This window comes from Luteibacter sp. 1214 (assembly GCF_031455395.1).
GTDB classification, from domain to species: Bacteria; Pseudomonadota; Gammaproteobacteria; order Xanthomonadales; family Rhodanobacteraceae; genus Luteibacter; species Luteibacter mycovicinus.
In genome coordinates this window covers 320762-339932 of the sequence record NZ_JAVDSQ010000002.1, presented here as the reverse complement: position 1 = coordinate 339932, position 19171 = coordinate 320762, and the positions used below count along the sequence as shown (strand labels likewise).

24 protein-coding genes are annotated in these 19171 nt (G+C 64.6%); 14 read left to right on the top strand and 10 right to left on the bottom strand.

Translation table 11 applies throughout. The features are described 5' to 3' along the window. Positions 1-63 precede the first annotated feature (63 nt). Positions 64-771 (top strand): hypothetical protein, encoded by a 708-nt coding sequence (locus J2X57_RS06175; protein ID WP_036109912.1) that lies wholly within the window; start codon positions 64-66, stop codon positions 769-771. Here the strand turns inward: J2X57_RS06175 and J2X57_RS06170 are convergent, their stop codons facing one another. Both J2X57_RS06170 and J2X57_RS06165 read right to left on the bottom strand, forming a co-directional pair. Next, positions 772-1593: a ferritin-like domain-containing protein gene (locus J2X57_RS06170; protein ID WP_036109915.1), complete on the bottom strand. Its 822-nt coding sequence runs from the start codon at positions 1591-1593 to the stop codon at positions 772-774. Between the two features lie 71 nt (positions 1594-1664). After that, positions 1665-2078, bottom strand: a complete 414-nt coding sequence (locus tag J2X57_RS06165; protein ID WP_309864930.1) for a universal stress protein — start codon at positions 2076-2078, stop codon at positions 1665-1667. A gap of 199 nt (positions 2079-2277) precedes the next feature. On the opposite strand from J2X57_RS06165, the gene J2X57_RS06160 reads away from it, so the two are divergent. The 5 genes from J2X57_RS06160 (at position 2278) to J2X57_RS06140 (ending at position 5244) form a co-directional block, all read left to right on the top strand. After that, positions 2278-2739 carry a hypothetical protein gene (locus J2X57_RS06160; RefSeq protein ID WP_036109922.1) on the top strand — a complete coding sequence of 154 codons (462 nt, stop codon included), beginning with the start codon at positions 2278-2280 and terminating at the stop codon, positions 2737-2739. Between the two features lie 132 nt (positions 2740-2871). Further along, complete coding sequence (locus tag J2X57_RS06155) at positions 2872-3396, top strand: peroxiredoxin (protein WP_043696203.1); 525 nt, start codon at positions 2872-2874, stop codon at positions 3394-3396. Positions 3397-3398: 2 nt separating this feature from the next. Continuing rightward, complete coding sequence (locus tag J2X57_RS06150; protein ID WP_309864927.1) at positions 3399-3929, top strand: hypothetical protein; 531 nt, start codon at positions 3399-3401, stop codon at positions 3927-3929. A gap of 61 nt (positions 3930-3990) precedes the next feature. Next, entirely contained in the window at positions 3991-4743 is a 753-nt protein-coding gene (locus J2X57_RS06145) for a DUF2884 family protein (protein ID WP_043696197.1), read from the top strand. A gap of 66 nt (positions 4744-4809) precedes the next feature. Next, entirely contained in the window at positions 4810-5244 is a 435-nt protein-coding gene (locus tag J2X57_RS06140) for a PA2169 family four-helix-bundle protein (RefSeq protein WP_309864924.1), read from the top strand. Between the two features lie 3 nt (positions 5245-5247). Here the strand turns inward: J2X57_RS06140 and J2X57_RS06135 are convergent, their stop codons facing one another. After that, the gene (locus J2X57_RS06135; protein ID WP_043696192.1) at positions 5248-5469 is read right to left on the bottom strand and encodes a hypothetical protein; all 222 of its coding nucleotides are present in this window, start codon (positions 5467-5469) and stop codon (positions 5248-5250) included. Positions 5470-5577: 108 nt separating this feature from the next. Beyond that, positions 5578-8469, bottom strand: coding sequence for a transporter substrate-binding domain-containing protein (locus J2X57_RS06130; RefSeq protein ID WP_309864919.1), 2892 nt, complete (start codon positions 8467-8469; stop codon positions 5578-5580). Positions 8470-8576: 107 nt separating this feature from the next. On the opposite strand from J2X57_RS06130, the gene J2X57_RS06125 reads away from it, so the two are divergent. Next, entirely contained in the window at positions 8577-9215 is a 639-nt protein-coding gene (locus J2X57_RS06125) for a response regulator transcription factor (protein ID WP_036109944.1), read from the top strand. Between the two features lie 116 nt (positions 9216-9331). Then, the gene (locus J2X57_RS06120; protein ID WP_309864915.1) at positions 9332-10168 is read left to right on the top strand and encodes a DUF2884 family protein; all 837 of its coding nucleotides are present in this window, start codon (positions 9332-9334) and stop codon (positions 10166-10168) included. A gap of 7 nt (positions 10169-10175) precedes the next feature. Here J2X57_RS06120 and J2X57_RS06115 read toward each other — a convergent pair whose 3' ends face one another. Continuing rightward, positions 10176-11120, bottom strand: a complete 945-nt coding sequence (locus tag J2X57_RS06115) for a D-2-hydroxyacid dehydrogenase family protein (protein WP_309864911.1) — start codon at positions 11118-11120, stop codon at positions 10176-10178. 12 nt (positions 11121-11132) lie between these two features. Continuing rightward, positions 11133-11522: a VOC family protein gene (locus J2X57_RS06110; RefSeq protein ID WP_036109952.1), complete on the bottom strand. Its 390-nt coding sequence runs from the start codon at positions 11520-11522 to the stop codon at positions 11133-11135. A gap of 148 nt (positions 11523-11670) precedes the next feature. On the opposite strand from J2X57_RS06110, the gene J2X57_RS06105 reads away from it, so the two are divergent. From J2X57_RS06105 to J2X57_RS06095, 3 genes are read left to right on the top strand one after another with little or no spacing between them, the layout of a single operon-like run. Continuing rightward, complete coding sequence (locus J2X57_RS06105) at positions 11671-12132, top strand: MarR family transcriptional regulator (RefSeq protein WP_309864908.1); 462 nt, start codon at positions 11671-11673, stop codon at positions 12130-12132. Next, positions 12129-13538 carry an MFS transporter gene (locus J2X57_RS06100; RefSeq protein WP_309864906.1) on the top strand — a complete coding sequence of 470 codons (1410 nt, stop codon included), beginning with the start codon at positions 12129-12131 and terminating at the stop codon, positions 13536-13538. Before J2X57_RS06105 ends, J2X57_RS06100 begins: the two co-directional genes overlap by 4 nt. A 9-nt stretch (positions 13539-13547) precedes the next feature. Further along, positions 13548-14099 (top strand): isochorismatase family protein, encoded by a 552-nt coding sequence (locus J2X57_RS06095; RefSeq protein ID WP_036109958.1) that lies wholly within the window; start codon positions 13548-13550, stop codon positions 14097-14099. A gap of 3 nt (positions 14100-14102) precedes the next feature. Here J2X57_RS06095 and J2X57_RS06090 read toward each other — a convergent pair whose 3' ends face one another. From J2X57_RS06090 to J2X57_RS06075, 4 genes are all read right to left on the bottom strand, one after another. Next, positions 14103-14633 (bottom strand): cupin, encoded by a 531-nt coding sequence (locus J2X57_RS06090; protein ID WP_309864903.1) that lies wholly within the window; start codon positions 14631-14633, stop codon positions 14103-14105. Between the two features lie 17 nt (positions 14634-14650). Further along, entirely contained in the window at positions 14651-15352 is a 702-nt protein-coding gene (locus J2X57_RS06085) for a hypothetical protein (protein WP_043696172.1), read from the bottom strand. Between the two features lie 78 nt (positions 15353-15430). Beyond that, positions 15431-15721, bottom strand: coding sequence for a hypothetical protein (locus tag J2X57_RS06080; protein WP_309864900.1), 291 nt, complete (start codon positions 15719-15721; stop codon positions 15431-15433). Between the two features lie 58 nt (positions 15722-15779). After that, entirely contained in the window at positions 15780-16439 is a 660-nt protein-coding gene (locus J2X57_RS06075) for a transcriptional regulator (protein WP_197062437.1), read from the bottom strand. A 191-nt stretch (positions 16440-16630) separates the two neighbouring features. Between J2X57_RS06075 and J2X57_RS06070 the strand changes: the two genes are divergently transcribed. Genes J2X57_RS06070 through trpC form a run of 3 tightly spaced genes read left to right on the top strand, consistent with a single transcriptional unit; the run spans position 16631 to position 19170 of the window. Next, positions 16631-17227: an aminodeoxychorismate/anthranilate synthase component II gene (locus J2X57_RS06070; RefSeq protein ID WP_043696166.1), complete on the top strand. Its 597-nt coding sequence runs from the start codon at positions 16631-16633 to the stop codon at positions 17225-17227. 23 nt (positions 17228-17250) lie between these two features. Then, complete coding sequence (gene trpD, locus J2X57_RS06065; protein WP_309864896.1) at positions 17251-18282, top strand: anthranilate phosphoribosyltransferase; 1032 nt, start codon at positions 17251-17253, stop codon at positions 18280-18282. Positions 18283-18330: 48 nt separating this feature from the next. Next, complete coding sequence (trpC, locus tag J2X57_RS06060) at positions 18331-19170, top strand: indole-3-glycerol phosphate synthase TrpC (protein WP_036109972.1); 840 nt, start codon at positions 18331-18333, stop codon at positions 19168-19170. Position 19171 lies beyond the last annotated feature (1 nt).

Below are 19171 nucleotides of genomic sequence, written 5' to 3'. Positions count from 1 at the left end.
CGCCTTGCCAATCGCGTCGTCGAAGGGCGAAGCTACGGCTTTCCATGCCGGAATCGCAAGATCATGCGCAGACTCGCCACGCTCATCGCCGTTACCGCGCTCACCGCCGCCTGTTCGTCACCGCAGGATCAGCCGGCCGCGCAGGCGCCCGTCGCCAACAATCAGGCCGACGAAGCGGCGAAGAAGCTCGAGACCTACCAGCAGTTGCTGAAGCTGCACAACGATGGCCCGGCCGTGCAGCTGGGACATGAGATCGTCGACAAATATCCGGACACGCCAGCCGCCGCCGAGGTGAAAAAGACGCTCGCCGACCTGGAAACCAACTTCAAGGCCGCCAGCGAGAAGGCGCGCCTGTCCGCGTTGTGGCTCTACCAGACCTCACCCATGCAGGGCGGCACGCAGAGTACGGCCACGATCCAGACCACGCGCCCCACGGGCGAAGAGACGGTGCGCCTGATCCTGCGGCGGCATACCGCCTGGGGCCAGAGCGTGTTTCTCTACGCGACCGGCGGCAAGGGCTTCGTCTGCAAGGGCGACTGCGACCTCAAGGCCACTTTCGACGGCAAGCCGAAAACCATCAAGGCCTTCCGCCCGCCGACGGGAGAACCCGCACTGCTGTTCCGCAACGATGCCGCCTTTCTCAAGGATCTTGCGAAGACGAAGCGGCTCACGATCGATGTCGTGACGATCACCCGTGGTGAAACCACTCTTACCTTCGAGACCGGCGGCTTCGACAACGACAAATGGACGCCGTTGCCGAAGAAAAAGTGATCAGTGCAGGAACAGCTTCTCGGTGATCCGCGTCAGCGGCCATTCGAGCATGGCGTTCATCTTCGCGGGAAGGTCCAGCGGGCGGAGCAGCATTTTTACGGTCATTTCCGCGGGAATATGCCGCTTCAGGAGGCCTTCCGCCTTGCTGGTGACACGCCGGAATTCCGCGTCGTCGTGCGCTTTCTCCGGATAGCGCACATTGAAGACGTGGCGCAGCGCGATGTCGCTGTCCTCGTTCTTGATCTCGCTCAGGCGCTTGACCAGCACGCGCAGCGTGCTGAAACGACCGATACCGTCGCGCTTTCGATAGATCCGGAAGTGCTGGTAGAAGTGCTTGTAATGACGGACTTCGTCGCTCTTGATGTGGTTGGTCAGTTCGCGCAGCACCGGCTCATCGGTGACGTCGTTGAGCGCGCGATAGAGGCTGGCGGTGCCTGTTTCGACGACGCAGCGCGCCGCCAGTTCGAGGCCGCGGTTAGGCTCGAGTTCTTCGGCGGTGCAGACGGAACCGTAGTGCGCGAAGAAGTTCCTGAACCCTTCGTCCCAGTCGAACTCGGGCCACACATGGCGAACGTAGGCGGCCAGCGCGCGGCCATGCTGCATTTCCTCGTGCTCCCAGTGATCGCGAAGCCAGGCCTGCAGCTCGTCGTCACCGGCAAAATGATCGACGAGGTTATGCGTGTACAGGTCGGAACCGCTTTCGACGAACGACGAGCTGCACAGCAGGAGGAACAGGTCTTCGTTGTGCCTGACCTTCTCGATGTCGATGCGCGAGAGGTCCAGTTGTTCGAGCGTCCATGGCAAGGTGGCGGCGTAGCTCACTTAAGGTGTTCCTCGATCGCTTGACGTGTTGCCCCCCCGGGGCGTTGCCGAATTGTGACAAAGCCGGGCGATTAGCGCACTACGGTTACGGGAACATGCGCCTTGGCCAGCACGTCGGTCGAGGTCGAACCGACCAGCCAGCGGGCCAGGGCACCCCGCTCGGTGTGTCCGATGACGATATGGTCGACCCCATGCTGAGCCACGTACGAGAGCAGGGCGTCGCCCGGGCTGCCGTGAACCATGCCCACCTCCACCTGGATACCCGGCGCGGACTGGAGCGCGGCGATTTCGGCCCGCAGGGCATCGAGGCGATCCTTACCGTTGTCGCTCATCATGAGAGCCGACGTGTCGGCGCCGTTGTCCAGCTGCCAGACGGAGACCACGTGCACGCTGGCCTGGGCGCAGGCGGCCAGTTCGATGGCGAACAGGTAGGCGCGACGGGCGGTTTCCGAGCCGTCGTAGCCGACGAGAATGTTCTTGGGCATGGCAGCTCTCTTTATCTCTTATGACAACCGCATTCGATAGTAGAGCGACCGTGTCGACGCGGCGAGAGGGGTTCACCAGCCGTCCACGTAGCCTGCAGCTTCCTGAACGGCCACGGCGGGACTCCGTGTTTCTTCACATTCGTGAGTGGAGAATCCGCCCACACACAGTCCCTGCCACTCACTCTTACGGAGAATCAACATGATCAAGCGCATCGCGGGTATGGCCATTATCGCAGTGGCCGCGGCAGGTGCTTTCACGGTGCAGCCGGCGAAGGCCGAGTCGACCGCCGCAACGAAGTGCCACATGACCTTCAGCACCACCGGCTGGGCCGCCATCTACAAGAAGGCTGACGGACGCGGCCACGTCCGTTGCGACAACGGCCAGAGCGCCGACGTGCTCATCCACGTTCGTGGCGGCGGTCTGACGGCTGGCAAGTTCAGCATCGAAGGCGGCAAGGGCGAGTTCACCAACGTCAAGGGCATCAGCGAAATCTACGGCGAATACGCTTCGGGCGGCGCCAACGCGGGTGTCGTGAAGAGCGCCGAGAGCGCCGCCATGACCAAGGGCGAAGTCTCGCTTGCCGTCACCGGCACCGGCCGTGGCTTCAACCTCGGCGTGGATCTGAGCAAGTTCGAAATCGAGCGTCTCGGCAGCAAGTAATCGCGACCGCGGTGAGTTTCGAGGGGCGCCCGATCGGGCGCCCTTTTTTTTATGGCCGGCAGAGTGGGGTGAGGCCACCCCGGGAGGCCGGCGAGTACACTCACGCTATTCCATCCCTTCGAGGTTTCCCCCATGCGCCGCCTCCTCAGCGTCATCGCCCTGTCCCTAGTTACCGCCGCCGCCTGGGCCGCCACCCCGGTCGCCGGCGAGAAGGCCCCGGATTTCCGCCTGCAGGATCAGAAGGGTGACTGGCACACCCTCGACACCCATAAGGGCAAGTGGCTGGTGATGTACTTCTATCCGAAGGACTTCACGGCCGGTTGCACCACCGAGGTCTGCACCTTCCGCGACGACATCGCCAAGCTGCACAAGGCCGGCGCGGACGTGGTCGGCGTCAGCCTCGACGACGTCAAGTCGCACGCCGAGTTCGCCGAGAAGTATCACGTGCCGTTCCCGCTCCTGTCGGACGCCGATGGCGCCACGGCCGTGAAGTACGACGTGCTCAACAACAAGCTCGGCATGAAGTACGCCCGCCGCGAAACCTTCCTGATCGACCCGGCCGGCAAGATCGTCAAGGTTTACAAGGACGTCGACCCGGAGAAGAACTCCGGTCAGGTGTTGTCCGATCTCGACCAGTTCAAGAAGGCGGGTGCCTGAGCGTGCTCCAGGCATCCCGCAATGCACGCCCCTTCGCGCCGTGGCGCATCGTCGTATGGCTGGTGATGCTGCTCGCCGCGGCGGGTTTCGTCATCAATGCCTATGCGTCCGTGGTCGTCGCGCATGCGGCCGGGGCGCTGACGGAGGAAGCCGTTGCCGGCGGCCCCAGTCCCCGTATCGCCCTGGCCTGGTCGGTGGGTTACACGCTGGCCGCCTTCGGCATCATGGTCGTCGCGATGTCCACACTGCGCTGGCGGGCATGGGCTCGGGATGCGATGCGCCTCGTCGCCCTGTTGCTCATGGTCTGGGCGGCTTACACGGCCTGGTTCGCCTACGGTCAGTGGCAACAGATCGGCGTCGTGCTCGGTCAGCCGGGCCTGCCGCCGGATCTGGTGACGGTCGCGAGCAGGCAGCACACCATCATGCTGGTGAGCGTCATTCTCAAGGTGGTGTCGGTGCCCCTGCTGGGCTGGCTGGCGTGGGCGCTGGGCAGCGTGCGTGTCCGCCAGCAGTTTCTGGCATCGGGTCTGTGAGATCGGTTCAGCGAGGATTAGTCCGGCGGAAGCTATCGAGTCACTTTCGCCGGGATCCTTCATGACCGCTCGCCTGACCGCATTCGTACTGGCCCTCTGCTTCGCGGGCGGTGCCGCAGCCCAGGGTCTCGACCACAGCTGCCGCATCGCAAGCAGCTACGATCTGACCGTACGGCCTGACGCGCTGCTGTTCGAGCGGCCGGAGGTCGCACCGCGCACCGTGCGAATGCACGACGGATCGCTGTCCACGGACGGTCGCGACGTCAGCCTCAGGCCCGACGAGCAGGACCGCGTCGCGTTGTTCGAACGAAGCGTCCGTGCGTTGTTACCCAAAGCGAAGGCCCTGGCGAGCGATGGGGTCGACATCGCTGCCCAGGCGGTACGCGACGAGGCGGCGACGGCTGCTCCGGGTGCGGCGGCGAGCGGCGATCTCGATCGTGCACTGAACGCTCGGGTGGCCGACATCAAGCGACGTATTGCCGCCAGCCAGAGCACCCGCGACTGGCAGGAAGACGCGATGCGCGCCTACGCGCAGGAAATCGTGTCCGATATCACGCCCATCCTGACCCAGGACGTGGGGGGTGAAGCGATGCAGCTCGCGATGAACGGCGATCTTCAGGGTGCGGCCGCACTACGGGACAGGGTCGCATCGGTATCGAGCGGCGGGCAGGCGCGTGTCATGACTCGCGTGGAAAACGCATTGAGGCCCCGTGTACAGGCCCTGTGCCCGTCGATCCGCCAGTTGCTCGACCTCGAGTCAGGGCTGCGCGATGCCAGCGGACACCCGCTGCTTCTGCTCGAAAGCGGCGAATGACCGCTGGCTGACCGGAATGGACCGCATTTAGGGGGCGCTAAGTCCGGGGGGTCTAACGTCCGGCCCATGGAACGCACTTCGATCCGTGTCGTTAATGGGCTGATCCGCCGCGTCATCGCGGATCGGGATCTCTATCGTCAGGCGGCACGCAGCGTCCGCGAGCCGGGGCTCCGCGCGATCCTCGAAGAGTCCGCCGATTCCCTGACCGCCATCGCAGGCGATTTGCAGGGCCAGGTAAGCGCCACCGGGGGTAAGCCCGCACTGGCCGGCGGTGCGATGAGCGGCGTCCGTCGGACGATGATGGAGGCCACGGTGAAGCTGTCCCACAATCCCGATGTGACCTGGATCCGCACGCTCGAACAGATGGAACATCGTTTGCTCGAGGCGTTTCTTCGTCTGGAAGCATCATCCGGCGACCGGGCGGCGGTGGGCCGACACATCGCGCGCCTGCGCCTGCTGCATCTGGACATGACCAATCTCGGCGGCGCCACGGGGCGCTGACCGTCAGGCAGCCTTGCGCAGGTCGCGCAGCGTCCGGTGCATCACTCTGTCGGCTGATACATGCACGCGCTGTCGGCCCATGAGCGTCTCGCGATCCGCGAAAAAGTTGGCGAAAGCGATGGCATCGGCCGCATCGGAGCGGACGGCGATCTGCAGCCCGTCGCGAAAAATGCCCCAGGCGTCACCCAGGTCGGCGATGTGGTAATCGATGATGTGGCCGCTCATGTTTGCCTCCGTCCCCGCGCTGTCGCGTTCCTTGGAAGGATGGCCTTGAGACGCAGGGACAAAGAATCAGACGATTCTGAAAAATCGCGTTTTATTTTGAGAAATTGCTCAGAACTGGAGGCCATGCTGTACGGCGTCCCTCAACCGCGCCACGAAGCGATCCAGTAAAGGGGGCATCTCGGCCAGCCGAGCCATGGCTTCCTCTGCCGCCGGCCCGGATACGAGTGAGCGCTGTAGCGCTTCCACGGCGGCGGCCTCCGGCGACGCGCCGAAAATGCGCATGCCGCCGAGTATGCGATGCAGTCGTTCGCCTGCCGCGCCGGGCGTCGCCGCGGCAAGCAGCTCGTCGACGTCGCGGCGAAGGCCGGCGGCGAAACGATCGATCATCGCGGGCAGTGCGGACAGGTCACCGAAGGATTCTCGCCACAGGTCGAAGTCCCACGAATCGCTGGTCGTCCGCGGCTCGCCTGCCGGCGGCACGATCGCGTCGCGCAAGGTCGCCAGTCGCAGCGGCTTGGTGACGAACGCATCCACGCCATCGGCCAGACAACGATCCCGTTCCGTCGCCATGACATCCGCCGTCATGGCGACGATGCGCATGCTTTCGCCGCGTTCGCGAAGTACGCGTATGAGCTGATGTCCGTCCATGACGGGCATGTGGATGTCGGTGAGCAGCACGTCGACACGCCATTGCCCGGCAATGGCCAGCGCTTCAGCGCCGTCGTTGGCGATTCGGTAGGGATGACCGAGGCGTTCGAGCTGCGCCGCGACGAGCTCGCGGTTGATCGCGTGATCCTCGGCGACCAGCACATGGCACATACGCGCCACGGTGCCGGTTGGCCCGGGTACCGTGTCGGGCGGACTCGTCGCCTCGCAGACGGGAAGGCTGAGATCCACGGTGACCCGCGTGCCCACGCCTGGCGAGCCGCTCATGGCGATCTGCCCATGCAGGAGATCCACGAGGCTGCGACTGATGGTCAGGCCGAGTCCACTACCGCCGAAACGTCGTGCCGTCGACGCTTCGGCCTGGCTGAAGGGAGAAAACAGCCGGTCGATATCCTCGGTCGCGACGCCTATCCCCGTGTCGCCGACGCAGAAGCGCACCGCCTGGACTTCAGGTGTGTCCTCGATGACGTCGACCGTCAGCTCGACGCCGCCTTCCTCCGTGAATTTCACCGCGTTGCTTACCAGGTTCAGCAGAATCTGGCGCAGGCGGCTGCTGTCCACAAGAAGGCATGCCGCGAGGCGGGGGTCGATGCGAGTGCCCAGTCGCAGGCCCTTCTTGCCCGACTGCCAGCGATGAAGGTCGATGACTCCGGATACCAGCGAGCGGATGTCCACGGGTGAGGGATCGATCAGGACGCGGCCCGCCTCGATCCGCGAAAAATCCAGCACATCGTCCAGGATTTGCAGCAGTGCCTCGGCCGAGCTCTCCGCCGTGGTCAGCAGTCGCCGTTGTGCCTCGTCCAGTTCGGTTTCACCCAGTATCTCGAGCGTACCGAGCACGCCATGCATCGGCGTGCGGATTTCGTGGCTCATGGTGGCCAGAAATCGGCTCTTTGCCTGAGTGGCGGCTTCGGCTGCGAGCTTTGCCGAGGCCAGCTGGCTCGACTGCCGGTGGCGTTCCGACACATCGATCCAGTACCCGGTAAATTCGACGGCGTCGCCGACGCGCCGTGGCAAGGCGTGGGACGCCACCCAGCGTTCCGGTGCGACGTCCCTGACACGAAGCTCCGCATGCAGGGGCTGCAACGTCGCGGCACTCTGCGCCATCGCAGCCAGGAGCGACGACTGATCGCGCTCGTCCACCCGTTCGAAGGCGCGACGTTCGTCGCGAAGGATCGTTTCCGCGTCGATGCCGAACATGGGCTCCGGGTTGCCGCCGACGTAGATGAAGGTAATGGGACCATCGGTCCGGTACATGAAGCGATAGACGACGGCCGGCATATGGCGTGTGACATCGGCCAGTTGCGCTTCGCTGCGCACGCGCCTTCGCGTTTCCCTGCGTAGCTGGAGGTAGGCGTACGACACGGCCATCAGCAACAGCAGTGCGAGCACGCCCGCTGGCCCGACCTTGCGTGCGATCTCCGTCCAGGACCCACCCCACGTGTAGTGCGAACGCAGCCACGTATTGCGGATCGACTGCGAGCGGCGTTCCGGCAAGCGGGCTAGAGCCCGGTCGATCAACGGGACCAGGGGGGCGTAGTGAGCCGACACGGCGACGGTGAGCTCAGCGCGCTCGTTCGTCGGGGCAGCCAGCTTGAGTTTCGCCGGATAATCGCGCCGGATCAGCGCCTCCGCGGTGGCGATGTCACCGACGTAAGCCTCCGCCGTGCCCGTGGCCACGGCCTGCAATCCATCCGCTGTGGTCCGGACGTCGATGACGCCGACGCCAGGTATCGCGTTGACCGCTGCGGCCACGGCGCCCTGGGACAGGTTGGCCGCGACATGCCGTCCCGCGAGGTCGTGACTGTCGCCGATGGTGGCGAAATCCTCCCGGGTGACGATCATCACCGGAAATTCGGCGTAGGGCGCCGAAAAGATGAAATGCCTGCCGAGTTCCGCGTTACGCGCCGACGCGGCCGGGAGTACATCGATGTCGCCGGCTGACGCGGCGCGTACCGCTCCATGCCAGTCCGTTGTCGGTACCGTCCGCGTTCTGAGGCCGAGTGCGTGCAGCGCGGCCTCCAGATAATCGATCGACAGACCCTCGGCTTCGCCATCCCGGCCGATCATCGATAGCGGTGCGGCTGTCGGATCGATGCCGATGCGCAATACCGGAAGCGTCGCGAGCCAGCGTCGTTCGTCCTCGCTCAGCGGGACATCGGCTTCCGACGATGATGGTAACGCCCACGCGTGATCGTCCGTCGTGCGCCCATCGCTCTGCCAGAGCGATGCCGATGCAAACGGTGGGTGATCACCCGCATACGCCGTGTCGAGGGCCGCGCCCCAAGCGATGGCGAGACATCCCAATTTGACCAATTTTCTCAATAGCTTCATGGCGTTCCTTCGACCACGAACGGAGCTTTACTGTAATCTCCGCGATGCGAACAGAAGTAACATATTGCATGGAAAGCGGCTGCGCATTTCCGCCGCTGAGGGAAAACATGGTTCTGCGAACGATCATTGCCGACGATCATCCGGTAGTCCTGATGGGTACGCGCGCCGCGCTCGAGGCTACCGGTGACATCGAGGTGGTCGGTGAGGCAGCCAACGGCGATCGCTTGCTCGACGTACTCGCCGCGTGTCCGTGCGATGTCGTGGTCACCGACTTTTCGATGCCGGGCGGTCGTCACGGCGATGGGCTCGGCCTGATCGATCTCATCCGTCGTCGTTACCCCAGGTTGCCCGTCGTCGTGCTTACGATGGTCAACAACGCCGCCGTGCTGCAGGCCATGCGAGCGCGCGGCGCGCTAGGACTATGCGACAAGCGCGCACCCCTCAGGGAAGTGGCTGTCGCCGTCAGGCAGGCCGCCAATGGCCGTCCGTTTCTCAGCGATACGATCCGCCGGCAGTTCGACGAGGCGGGCGTACAGGCGCCCAGCGACGCGTCGCGTCTGTCGGCGCGGGAGATGGAGGTCGTGCGGCTCTATGTCGGCGGGATGTCGATCTCGCAGATCGCGGAGCGCCTCAGTCGCAGTGTCAAGACGGTGAGCCGGCAAAAGCGCGACGCGATGCGAAAGCTGGGGCTCGACCACGACAGTCGTCTGTCCGAGTACGCCCGCGAACGCGGCATCGCTTCCTGACCGTGCCGAACGTCATCCCGTGACCTGCAGCCCATGCGTCGTTCATCGCATCGGTTTAAACCATGAGCGAGCCGGCCGCATCTGAGTCGGCGTCATCCATCTCAGGGAGCAGGGCCATGCGCCGTTCAACGATCACCGGCACGCTCGCCGCCGTAGCGGTGCTTACCGCCAGCGCCGCCGGTGCGCGGACGATCAACTTCAGTACCGACACCTGCAAGAGCGATTACTCCACGCCTTACGATGTCGACGTCACGAGTTCGGGCCTGTCTTTCCATCGCAAGGACGGCACGCCGGCCCAGATTTTTCTTCATGACGGTACGTTGCGCGTGGATGGCAAGCAGGTTGCCGTCTCCCAGACCGATGCCGAGGCGCTGCGCCGTTACGAGGATGGCGTTCGCAAGCTGGTGCCCCAGGTGGCGACGATCGCCCGTGAGGGTATTCAGCTTGGTTTTGCGGCGATGACCACGGTGACGCTGTCGTTCGCCGACGGCGACCAGCGGGCCACCATGCTGGAGAAGCTGAAGCGTAAGCAGGCCCAGGCCTTGCGTGAGATCGACGAAGGGCTCGGTGCGGGCCACTGGTCGGGCGACCGGATGGAGGAAACGATCGGCGGCTCGATTTCCGACAGCGTTGGCGAACTGGTCGGGTCGGTCACGTCCAGCGCCGTGACAGCGGCTCTGTCCGGCGACTCCAGCAAGGTAGCCGCTTTGCAGGCGCGTGCGGAATCGCTGGAAAAATCCCTCGACGGCGAGATGAACAAGCGCTCGAAGGCGCTGGAGAAGCGTACCGACCTGATCTGCCCACAGCTCAACGATCTCGCCGAGCTGCAGCATGGCTGGTCGATACGCCAGCCCGATGGCAAGCCGCTGGAACTGATGACGGTCAAGCCCAAGGGCAGCGACGATCATGAAGACGAGGCCGCGAAGGGCGGCAGGAAAGTCGCGTCCTTCTGAGTTCTTTTCAGGTCCGCCTGCCCAGCCACTCCACGATGTTTCTGACCGAGTCGCCGTAGAACGTCCGGTACATTTCCTCCGTGACATAGCCGATGTGTGGCGTCGCCAGCACGTTGGGCAGGTCGCGGAACGGGTGGGCCGCAGGCAGGGGTTCGGTCTCGTACACGTCGACCGCGGCCCCGGCGATGCGTCCGCTGATCAACGCGTCGACCAGGGCGGCTTCGTCGACGATCGGGCCGCGCGAGCTGTTGATCAGGCGCGCGCTCGGCTTCATCGTGGCAAGTTCGGGGGCGCCGATGATGCCGCGCGTGCGCTCGCTCAGACGCGTGTGAATCGTGAGAAAGTCGGACTGCGAGAGCAGTGCCTGCTTGCTGACCCGGCGTACACCGAGAGCACTGGCCGTTTCCTCCTGCAGGTTCTCGCTCCAGGCGATCACCTGCATGCCAAAGGCCTGCCCGATACGCGCCACCTTCGACCCGATCCGACCCAGCCCGAGGATGCCCAGCGTCTTGCCGCCCAGCTCGGTGCCCAGGCCCATCTGCCATCCTCCCGAGCGGACGGACGCGGCTTCACCCGCAATGTCGCGCGCCAGACCCAGGATCGCCGACCACGTGAACTCAATGGTGGGTGTCGACGAGTAGTCCGTGTTGACCACCTCGACGCCGTGCTCCGCGGCGGCTTTCAGGTCGATCGACGCATTGGCCAGCCCCGTGGAGGCGATGAGACGCAGACGGGGCAGGGCGGCGATCAGATCCGCCGTGAGCGCGGTGCGTTCGCGCATGACGCAGAGCACGTCGAACGGGGCCAGCCGCCGGACGAGGGCGTCGTGATCGTGGAGGTGGTCGTGGAAGATCGTGAGTTCCGCTCGTTCTTCCACGGGCGACCAGTCCGCCATGGTGCGGGCGACCTGCTGATAATCGTCGAGTACCGCGACGCGAATGCGATCGTTCATGGTCATTTCCGGTCAGAGGGTGGGCTGAATGAGATCCCAGGCGTTGCCGTAGAGATCTTCGAATACCACGACCGTCCCGTAGGGCTCATGTCGCGGCTCCTCGCGAAAGCGCACACCATGCCGGGTCATACGCGCATGGTCGGACGCAAAATCGTCGGTCTGCAGGAAGAGGAAGACGCGGCCTCCGCCTTGCTTGCCCACGTGCGCACGTTGCTCGTCCGTGACCGCGCGAGCCAGCAGGAGCTTCGTCCCCTCGGCGCCGCGTGGCGCGACCGTGACCCAGCGTTTGTCGGGACCCTGAGGCGTATCCTCGATCAGCGCGAAGCCCAGCGCGCCGGTGAAAAACGCGATGGCCTCGTCGTAGTCGCGGACGAGATAGGCGATGGCGCCGAGGGACTGCATGACGTTGTTCCTTGGGGATGCGGACGACCAAGCATCCAAGCTGATCGCGTTCGCCGCAAGCCCACCGTGGCACGACCGCAAGAAGTTTCGAAGGAAAACTTGCAAGTTAGGCTTGCAAGTTTGCCTTGCGGACCCTAGCCTGTTTCGTATGCCGACGAAACGCCCTGCGAAGCCACCATCCGCCGAAGCCGCCGCTGCCGATCTGCTCACCGCCTGCGGCCAGCTGATCCGCCGCCTGCGCGCGGAATCCAACAACCTCGAGCTGACCTGGTCGCAGATCGCGGCGCTATCGCGACTCGAGGGTGGGCCCATGTCCACGGCGGAGTTGGCACGCGCCGAAGCGGTCAAGCCGCAGTCGATGGGTGCGACGCTCGGCGTGCTCGAGGAAGAGGGGCTGGTGGAGCGAACCCCTCACCCAAGCGATGGGCGCCAGTTCCTCGTTCGCCTGACGCGAGAGGGTATCGAAGCACGCCAGCGTACACGCGAGGCGAAGCAGGCCTGGCTCACGAGCGCTGTCGCGCGGCTGACGTCGGACGAGCAGGCGGACCTTATCGCCGCGGCCGCCGTCATGCGGCGCCTTGCGGACATGAGTCAACGGGCCGCGTCGTGAAGCAGCTCGCCGATGCCTCGTCGTCGGCCCCGGCGCACGGAAAGCCGTTCGGTCCGCGCTTCGTGTTGCCGCTTGCGCTCGGCTCCTGCCTGAACCCGATCAACTCGACCATGATCGCGACGGCACTGGTGCCCATCTCGCGCGAGTTCCATGCGGGTGTGGCGCAGACGGGCTGGCTGATCGCGGGTCTCTACCTGACCAGCGCGGTCGCGCAACCGACCATGGGACGACTGGCCGACCTGATCGGTGCGCGACGCGTTTACATCGGCGCGCTGCTGTTGGTGATGCTGGCTGGTTTTGCGGGACGTATCGCGCCGTCGCTGGGTTGGCTCATCGGCGTGCGTGTGTTGCTCGGCATCGGAACGTCCGGTGCGTATCCATCGGCCATGCGGCTGTTTCGCGAGCGTGCCGACCGCACGGGGAGCGCACCGCCCCGTGCGGCGATGGGCATCCTGTCGATGACGGGTATCGCTACGAGTGCGGTGGGTCCCGTGCTCGGCGGCGTGCTGACGGAAGCGTTCGGATGGCACGCGATCTTCACGGTCAACATTCCGCTGGCGCTGTTTACGCTGGTGACCGTTCTCGCCTGGGTGCCGGCGGATGAGCGCCGTCAGCGCCGTGGATCGTTGTGGGCGGAAGTCGATGCGATCGGCGTGCTGCTGTTCGCAGGCAGCCTTCTCGTTCTCATGCTGTTCCTGATGGACCTGCACCATCCGCGTTGGTGGGCGATCCCGTGTTCTCTCGTCCTGGCCGGTTTGCTCGCCGCCCATTCATTACGCCGGCCCGATCCGTTTCTCGACCTGCGTATGCTCGCGCGACACGTGCCGCTGAGCGTGACCTACCTGCGCGCCGCCGTCGGCTTCACGCTGGTGTACTGCGTGTTCTACGGCTTCGCGCAATGGGTGGAGCATGCCGGTGGTTACTCCGCCGCGGCGGCCGGCCTGGCTACCTTGCCGATGTCGATACTGGCTGGCGCGACATCCATCGCGGGGACGCGTACTCGCGGACTGCGTGCCCCGTTCCTCGGTGCATTCATCGCTACGGTGGCCGGTTGTGCGGCGCTGTACTGGCTTCATTCGACGTCGCCGCTCTGGCTGATGGCTGCCGCCGTCGCTCTTTTCGGCATCACTCAGGGACTGATGTCGATCTCGACACAGGCGGCCGTCTACATGCAGGCGCCCGCGGAGCAGATCGGCGCCGCCTCCGGGTTGCAGCGCACGGCCAGCTACATCGGCGCCATCGCCGCGACCAGCATGCTCGGTTTCGTCTATGGCGATCACCCGTCCGACCCCGGCCTGCACCGGCTCGCGATGATCATGGGTGTCACGGCCGCATTGATGGCGATCGCCACGCTTCTCGATCGCACGCTTCCGCGTGTGACGTCTTCTCCCACCCACCCATCCTGAGGCTTTACCATGCCGCTGAGCCAACTCGAAAAGAACGCCGCCCTCGTCGTCATCGACCTGCAGCACGGCATTGTCGCGCTGCCGACGGTTCATCCGTCCGCCGACATCGTTGCAAAGTGCGCGGCGCTCGCCCGCGCCTTCCGTGCGAAAAATCACCCGGTGGTGCTCGTCAATGTGGTCGAGGCGGCACCGGGTCGTACCGACGCGCCGAAACATCCTTTCCCTACCGATCCCAGATTCGCCGAGCTCGTGCCCGAGCTTGAAGCGGCGCCGAGCGACATGCGCGTGAGCAAGCAGCGCTGGGGAGCCTTCCAGACGACGGATCTCGATGCGCAGCTGCGTGCGAAGGGCATCACGCAGATCGTGCTTGTCGGTATCGCTACGAGCATCGGTATCGAGTCGACGGCGCGCTACGCCAGCGAACTGGGTTACGACGTCGTGCTGGTCACCGATGCGATGACCGACCTCGTTGCGTCGGCGCATGAGAACAGCATCAACACGATCTTCCCGCGCATCGGCGAAACGACGTCGACCGAAGAACTGCTGAAGGCGGTCGGCTGACGATCAGCGTTCGCCCTGGGCGTCCCGATGCCAATGTGCGGTCAGCGGCGGCGTGCCGCCGTTGACTGGATCCGCTGACGGAAAGGGAAGGGTGCGGATGCGCTCGATCATCTCTGTGGTCGGCGCTTCACGACAGATGTCCCATGACTGTCCCTTGGGATAGGCACCGACGACAAGGAAGTCGTCACTCGCATCGAGCCGGCAGTGGCCGGTACCCGCAGGTAGCAAAATCACGTCGCCCTCGTTTGCGGTCACCTCGTGACCGCCGGGGCCGCCCAGCAGCAGTCGCGCGGAACCTGCGGCGAAGCCCAGCACCTCGTGCGCTGTCGAGTGATAGTGGTGGTAGTTGAAGACACCATCGCGCCAGTCCGCCGGCCACGTATTGCTCCCGAACAGGTTTTCCATGACCGGTGCGAGGTCATGTCCGCGAACCACGTTGCGGTAGATCAGGACGGGCAGGGTCTCGTTGTTCGGTACCCAGTCGTTTCGGGTGAGTGGCAGAGCCTCGGGAAGAATGCCGGGTTGCGTCGCCATGCGGTGTCTCCTGTCAGTCAGCCGTGATGCTCATGGGTGTCGTCGGCCGCGAGTCCGCCGCCGAGGCCGAGTCCCGCGCCGGCCGCCATGCCGCCGCCCATTCCGCCACCGCCACCGCCTTTACCGCCCCCGGCGCCGCCTCCTTCGGACTTGGCCCCGCCGTCACCCTTGCCCTTCGCGGCCACGACGCGGGCAGGGCCCTGTCTGGGGATGGCGATCTTGCCGGACACGGGCTCGAGGTCGAGCACCTTCCTGATAAACGTGCGGAGCGAGACAACCAGTTCATGCATGTGGACGGGACGGCCCTCGACCATCTCCGTGGCGGCACGTGCCGCCAGCGCCACCTGTTCCTCCGTGCCGAGAAGGATGATGTCCGATAGCGCGGCTTCCACCGCGTCACGTACACGACGCGCGCGATCCGAGCCGCTGGACATGTCGGTCGGGCCGCTCTCGGCAGCCGCGGCGGCCGCACGCAGACGCAGGTCGCGCATGTGGCTCGGATCGACCGCCAGGTTGCCGGTGAAGGATCCGCCCAGCGTCTTGTAGGCAGCGATAAGCGTGCGCAGGCGCTCGTTGATCTGGCGGTTCTCGCGCTCGCGTCGCTGCTGGACGGTCTGCTGCGCGAGGAGGCGGATGCCCACGCCGATCAGGGTGATGACCGCCAGCCCGAAGAGGGTGGAGAAGAGGCCTTGCCAGGAGCTGAAGTCGAGGTTGCGCATCGAAAGCCCGTTTCGCTGAGGTTTGGCGTTGAATTCACGCTAACTGGTCTTTCGTGTGCCCGATGTCTTTCCCTTGGCTCAACGATGCACCGGGCCGAGCGCCGTCACACCATTCGATACGAGTTGAGCTGATCGAATCAGAGCATCCAGCAAGGCCCCGTCGACATCGAGCCCGCCCTCGTACTCGGCGAGGTTCCGTTTGTTATGAGCCTGACTCAGTGCGCGCCATTGCAGTGGCTCAAGCTTAAGCGTGTGTGCGAGGCACTGGAAAACCTGATAGCGGTTCTCGGACCGGTATCCATGCCAGCGAAGTGCAGCCAGCGACAAAGCATGCGCTGCGTTGTACGCCAGGTCGAAGCGGCTCTCCATGCATAGCGATGTAAGTTGCGAATCTTGCAGGCGAACCGTTCCCGAATGGATTAACCCATCAAGCTCGGCCTGTGCTGGTGGCTCGGCCTTGAGTTGGCCGACGCGAACCAGATTGTCCAGTGGCGATGAGGTCATCCATGCCTCCCAATAGCGTTATGAAATCACCCGCCAGTACCTTCGTCAGGAACGGCTGACTGGCCTCGACGCGGCGACGAAGCTCGGCGCTTGAGTACAGCATCGGACTGATTGCCCGACCAAGACGTTTCTCGGCGGACGCCACGCTGCCATACACGTCTTCCAGTGTCAGCGAGTCCGATACCACGAGCACATCGATGTCGCCCGATGCGGCTGCTCGGCCTTTCGCGATGGACCCATACAGCATCGCCCAATGAATCTTGTCGGCCAGGGGCCTGAGGGATTCCACGAGAATGCCTGGAACACCAAGGAGTTTGTCAACGAGGCTTTTCAACTCGTAGAAAACCGGGCTTTCTCCGTTAGCGCGGTAGTGTTTCTGATTCCCGACAAGCGACTGGACAACTAGTCCACTGCGAAGCATTCGGCTTAGTTCGCGTTGCACCGCGCCTGATCCAACCCCCGCCAGATCGATAAGTTCCTTGGTAAAAAAGCTTCGATCGGCTTGGCCATACAGAAGCGCCAGCACTCGCTGTTGCGTGCCGGTAAGCAGCGCGTCAGCCACACTGATCGACGGGTTGGACATGGCACAAGTACCTCTGGGAGCAGTGTCTAGGTTACCCACTTAAGGTATTAGATTACCCTTTCTGGGCAAGTTAGTGTCTTCTTGTTCCTGTGAAGTGGCCGCCCGTGTCCCCTTCCATGGATAATGGCCGACACGCCGCCGTTCACGCATACGGCGCCGGCTCATCCCATCCCCACCTTACGGGTGCTCCCTTGCTGTTAATGATCGACAACTACGACAGCTTCACCTTCAACCTCGTCCAGTACCTCGGCGAGCTGGGGCAGGAGGTCAAGGTCGTGCGCAACGACGCGCTCACCATCGCCGATATCCGTGCGCTGGCGCCATCGCGCATCATGATTTCGCCCGGCCCCGGTACGCCGGACGACTCCGGCGTGTCGATCGACATCCTGCGTGAGATGGCCGGCGAGCTGCCGATCTTCGGGGTCTGCCTCGGTCATCAGGCCATCGGCCAGGTGTTCGGCGGCAAGGTCATCCGGGCGCGCGAGATCATGCACGGCAAGACGTCGCCGGTGAAGCACAAGGGCCTCGGCGTTTTCGCCGGCCTGCCGAATCCCTTCGAGGCCACGCGGTATCACTCGCTGGTGGTCGAAAAGCATTCGATCCCCGATTGCCTCGAGGTGACCGCCTGGACGGAGCGCGAGGACGGTTCGCTCGACGAAATCATGGGCCTGCGTCACCGCACCCTCGACATCGAAGGCGTGCAGTTCCACCCGGAGTCGATCCTCACCCAGCACGGCCACGACCTGCTGCGCAATTTCCTCGGCATGCCGTTGCCGCTCGCTGCCTGACGAAGAACAAGGATTCACGCTCCATGCCGATGACTCCCTCCGAGGCGCTCCAGCGCACGATCGAGCACCGCGAGATCTTCCACGACGAGATGATCGAGCTGATGCACCAGATCATGCGCGGCGACGTCAGCCCGCTGATGACGGCCGCGATTCTCATCGGGCTGCGCGTGAAGAAGGAGACGGTGGGTGAGATCACCGGCGCGGCGACGGTCATGCGCGACCTCTCCGCCAAGGTCGACGCCGGCACGCATCCGCATTTCATCGACATCGTGGGAACCGGCGGCGACGGCGCATCGACGTTCAACATCTCCACGGCGTCGATGTTCGTTGCCGCCGCCGCGGGCGCCCGCGTGGCCAAGCATGGCGGGCGCAGCGTCTCGTCCAAGTCCGGTAGCGCCGATGTCCTCGAAGCGCTCGGCGGACGGATCGACCTGCTGCCCGCGCAGGTAGCGGTGTGCATGAGCGAGGTCGATATCGGCTTCATGTTCGCCCCGAATCATCACCCCGCGATGAAGGTGGTCTCCCCGGTCCGTCGCGAGATGGGCGTGCGCACGATCTTCAACATCCTCGGGCCGCTGACCAATCCGGCGGGCGCGCCGAACATCCTGATGGGCGTGTTCCATCCCGACCTCGTCGGCATCCAGGTGCGTGCCCTGCAGGCGCTGGGCGCGAAGCACGCGATGGTGGTCTGGGGGCGCGACGGGATGGACGAGATCTCGCTGGGCGCCGCCACCCTGGTGGGCGAACTGCGCGACGGTGTGGTGCGTGAATACGAGATCGAGCCGGAGGACTTCGGTCTGTCGATGGCGTCGAGCCGTAACCTCCGCGTGGAAGACGCGACGGAGTCGAAGGCCATGCTGATCGACGCCATTTCCGGCGTGGCCGGCGTGCCCCACGACATCGTCTGCCTGAACGCGGGCGCGGCCCTTTACACGGCCGACGTGGCGCCGACGATCCAGGACGGCATCGATCTGGCACGCAAGACCATCGCAAGCGGCGCCGCACGTGCAAAAATGGACGCGTTCGTGGCCGCGACCCAGCGGCTCGGCGCCTGAGATCGCCGGGGTTCCCCCTTGCCCGGCCTTACCCTAGGAACCGCTTAGATGCCCGACATTCTCCATCGCATTCTCGACCGCAAGGCGGAAGAAGTGGCCGAGCGTAAGCGCAAGCGGTCGCTCGACGACCTCGCGGCACGCATCGCCGGACTCGAGCCGACCCGCGGCTTCGTCGCCGCCATCGATGCCAAGCTGCACGACGGCCACCCGGCGGTCATCGCGGAAATCAAGAAAGCCAGTCCCAGCAAGGGGCTGATCCGCGCCGACTTCAACCCGGCCGAGATCGCGCGCAGCTACGAGAACGGCGGCGCCGCCTGCCTCTCCGTGCTGACCGACGCGGATTTTTTCCAGGGACATGAGGACTTCGTTCGCGAAGCGCGAGACGCCTGCTCGCTGCCGATCCTGCGCAAGGACTTCATCGTCGACGAATACCAGGTCTACGAAGCGCGCGTCATCGGTGCCGACTGCATCCTGCTGATCGTCGCCGCGTTTGCCAGCAAGGAAAACGGGGACGTCATCTACGACGACAAAGCCCTGCTCGAACTGTCCATGCTGGCCGCCGAGCTCGATCTCGATGTCCTCGTCGAGGTCCACAACGAGGACGAACTCGAGATCGCGCTCGACCTCCCGGTGCCGCTCATCGGTGTGAACAACCGCAACCTGCGGACGTTCGAGACCTCGCTCGGCACGTCGCTCCGGCTGAAGGATCGTGTCGGAGACGGCACGCTGGTCGCCGAGTCCGGCATCCACACGCCGGAAGACGTGAAGATCCTGCGCGACAAGGGCATCGATTGTTTCCTCGTCGGCGAGGCATTCATGCGCGCGGCGGATCCGGGTGCGGAACTGCGTAAGCTCTTCGGTACGGCCAGCCAGACGCACAAGCAGTAGA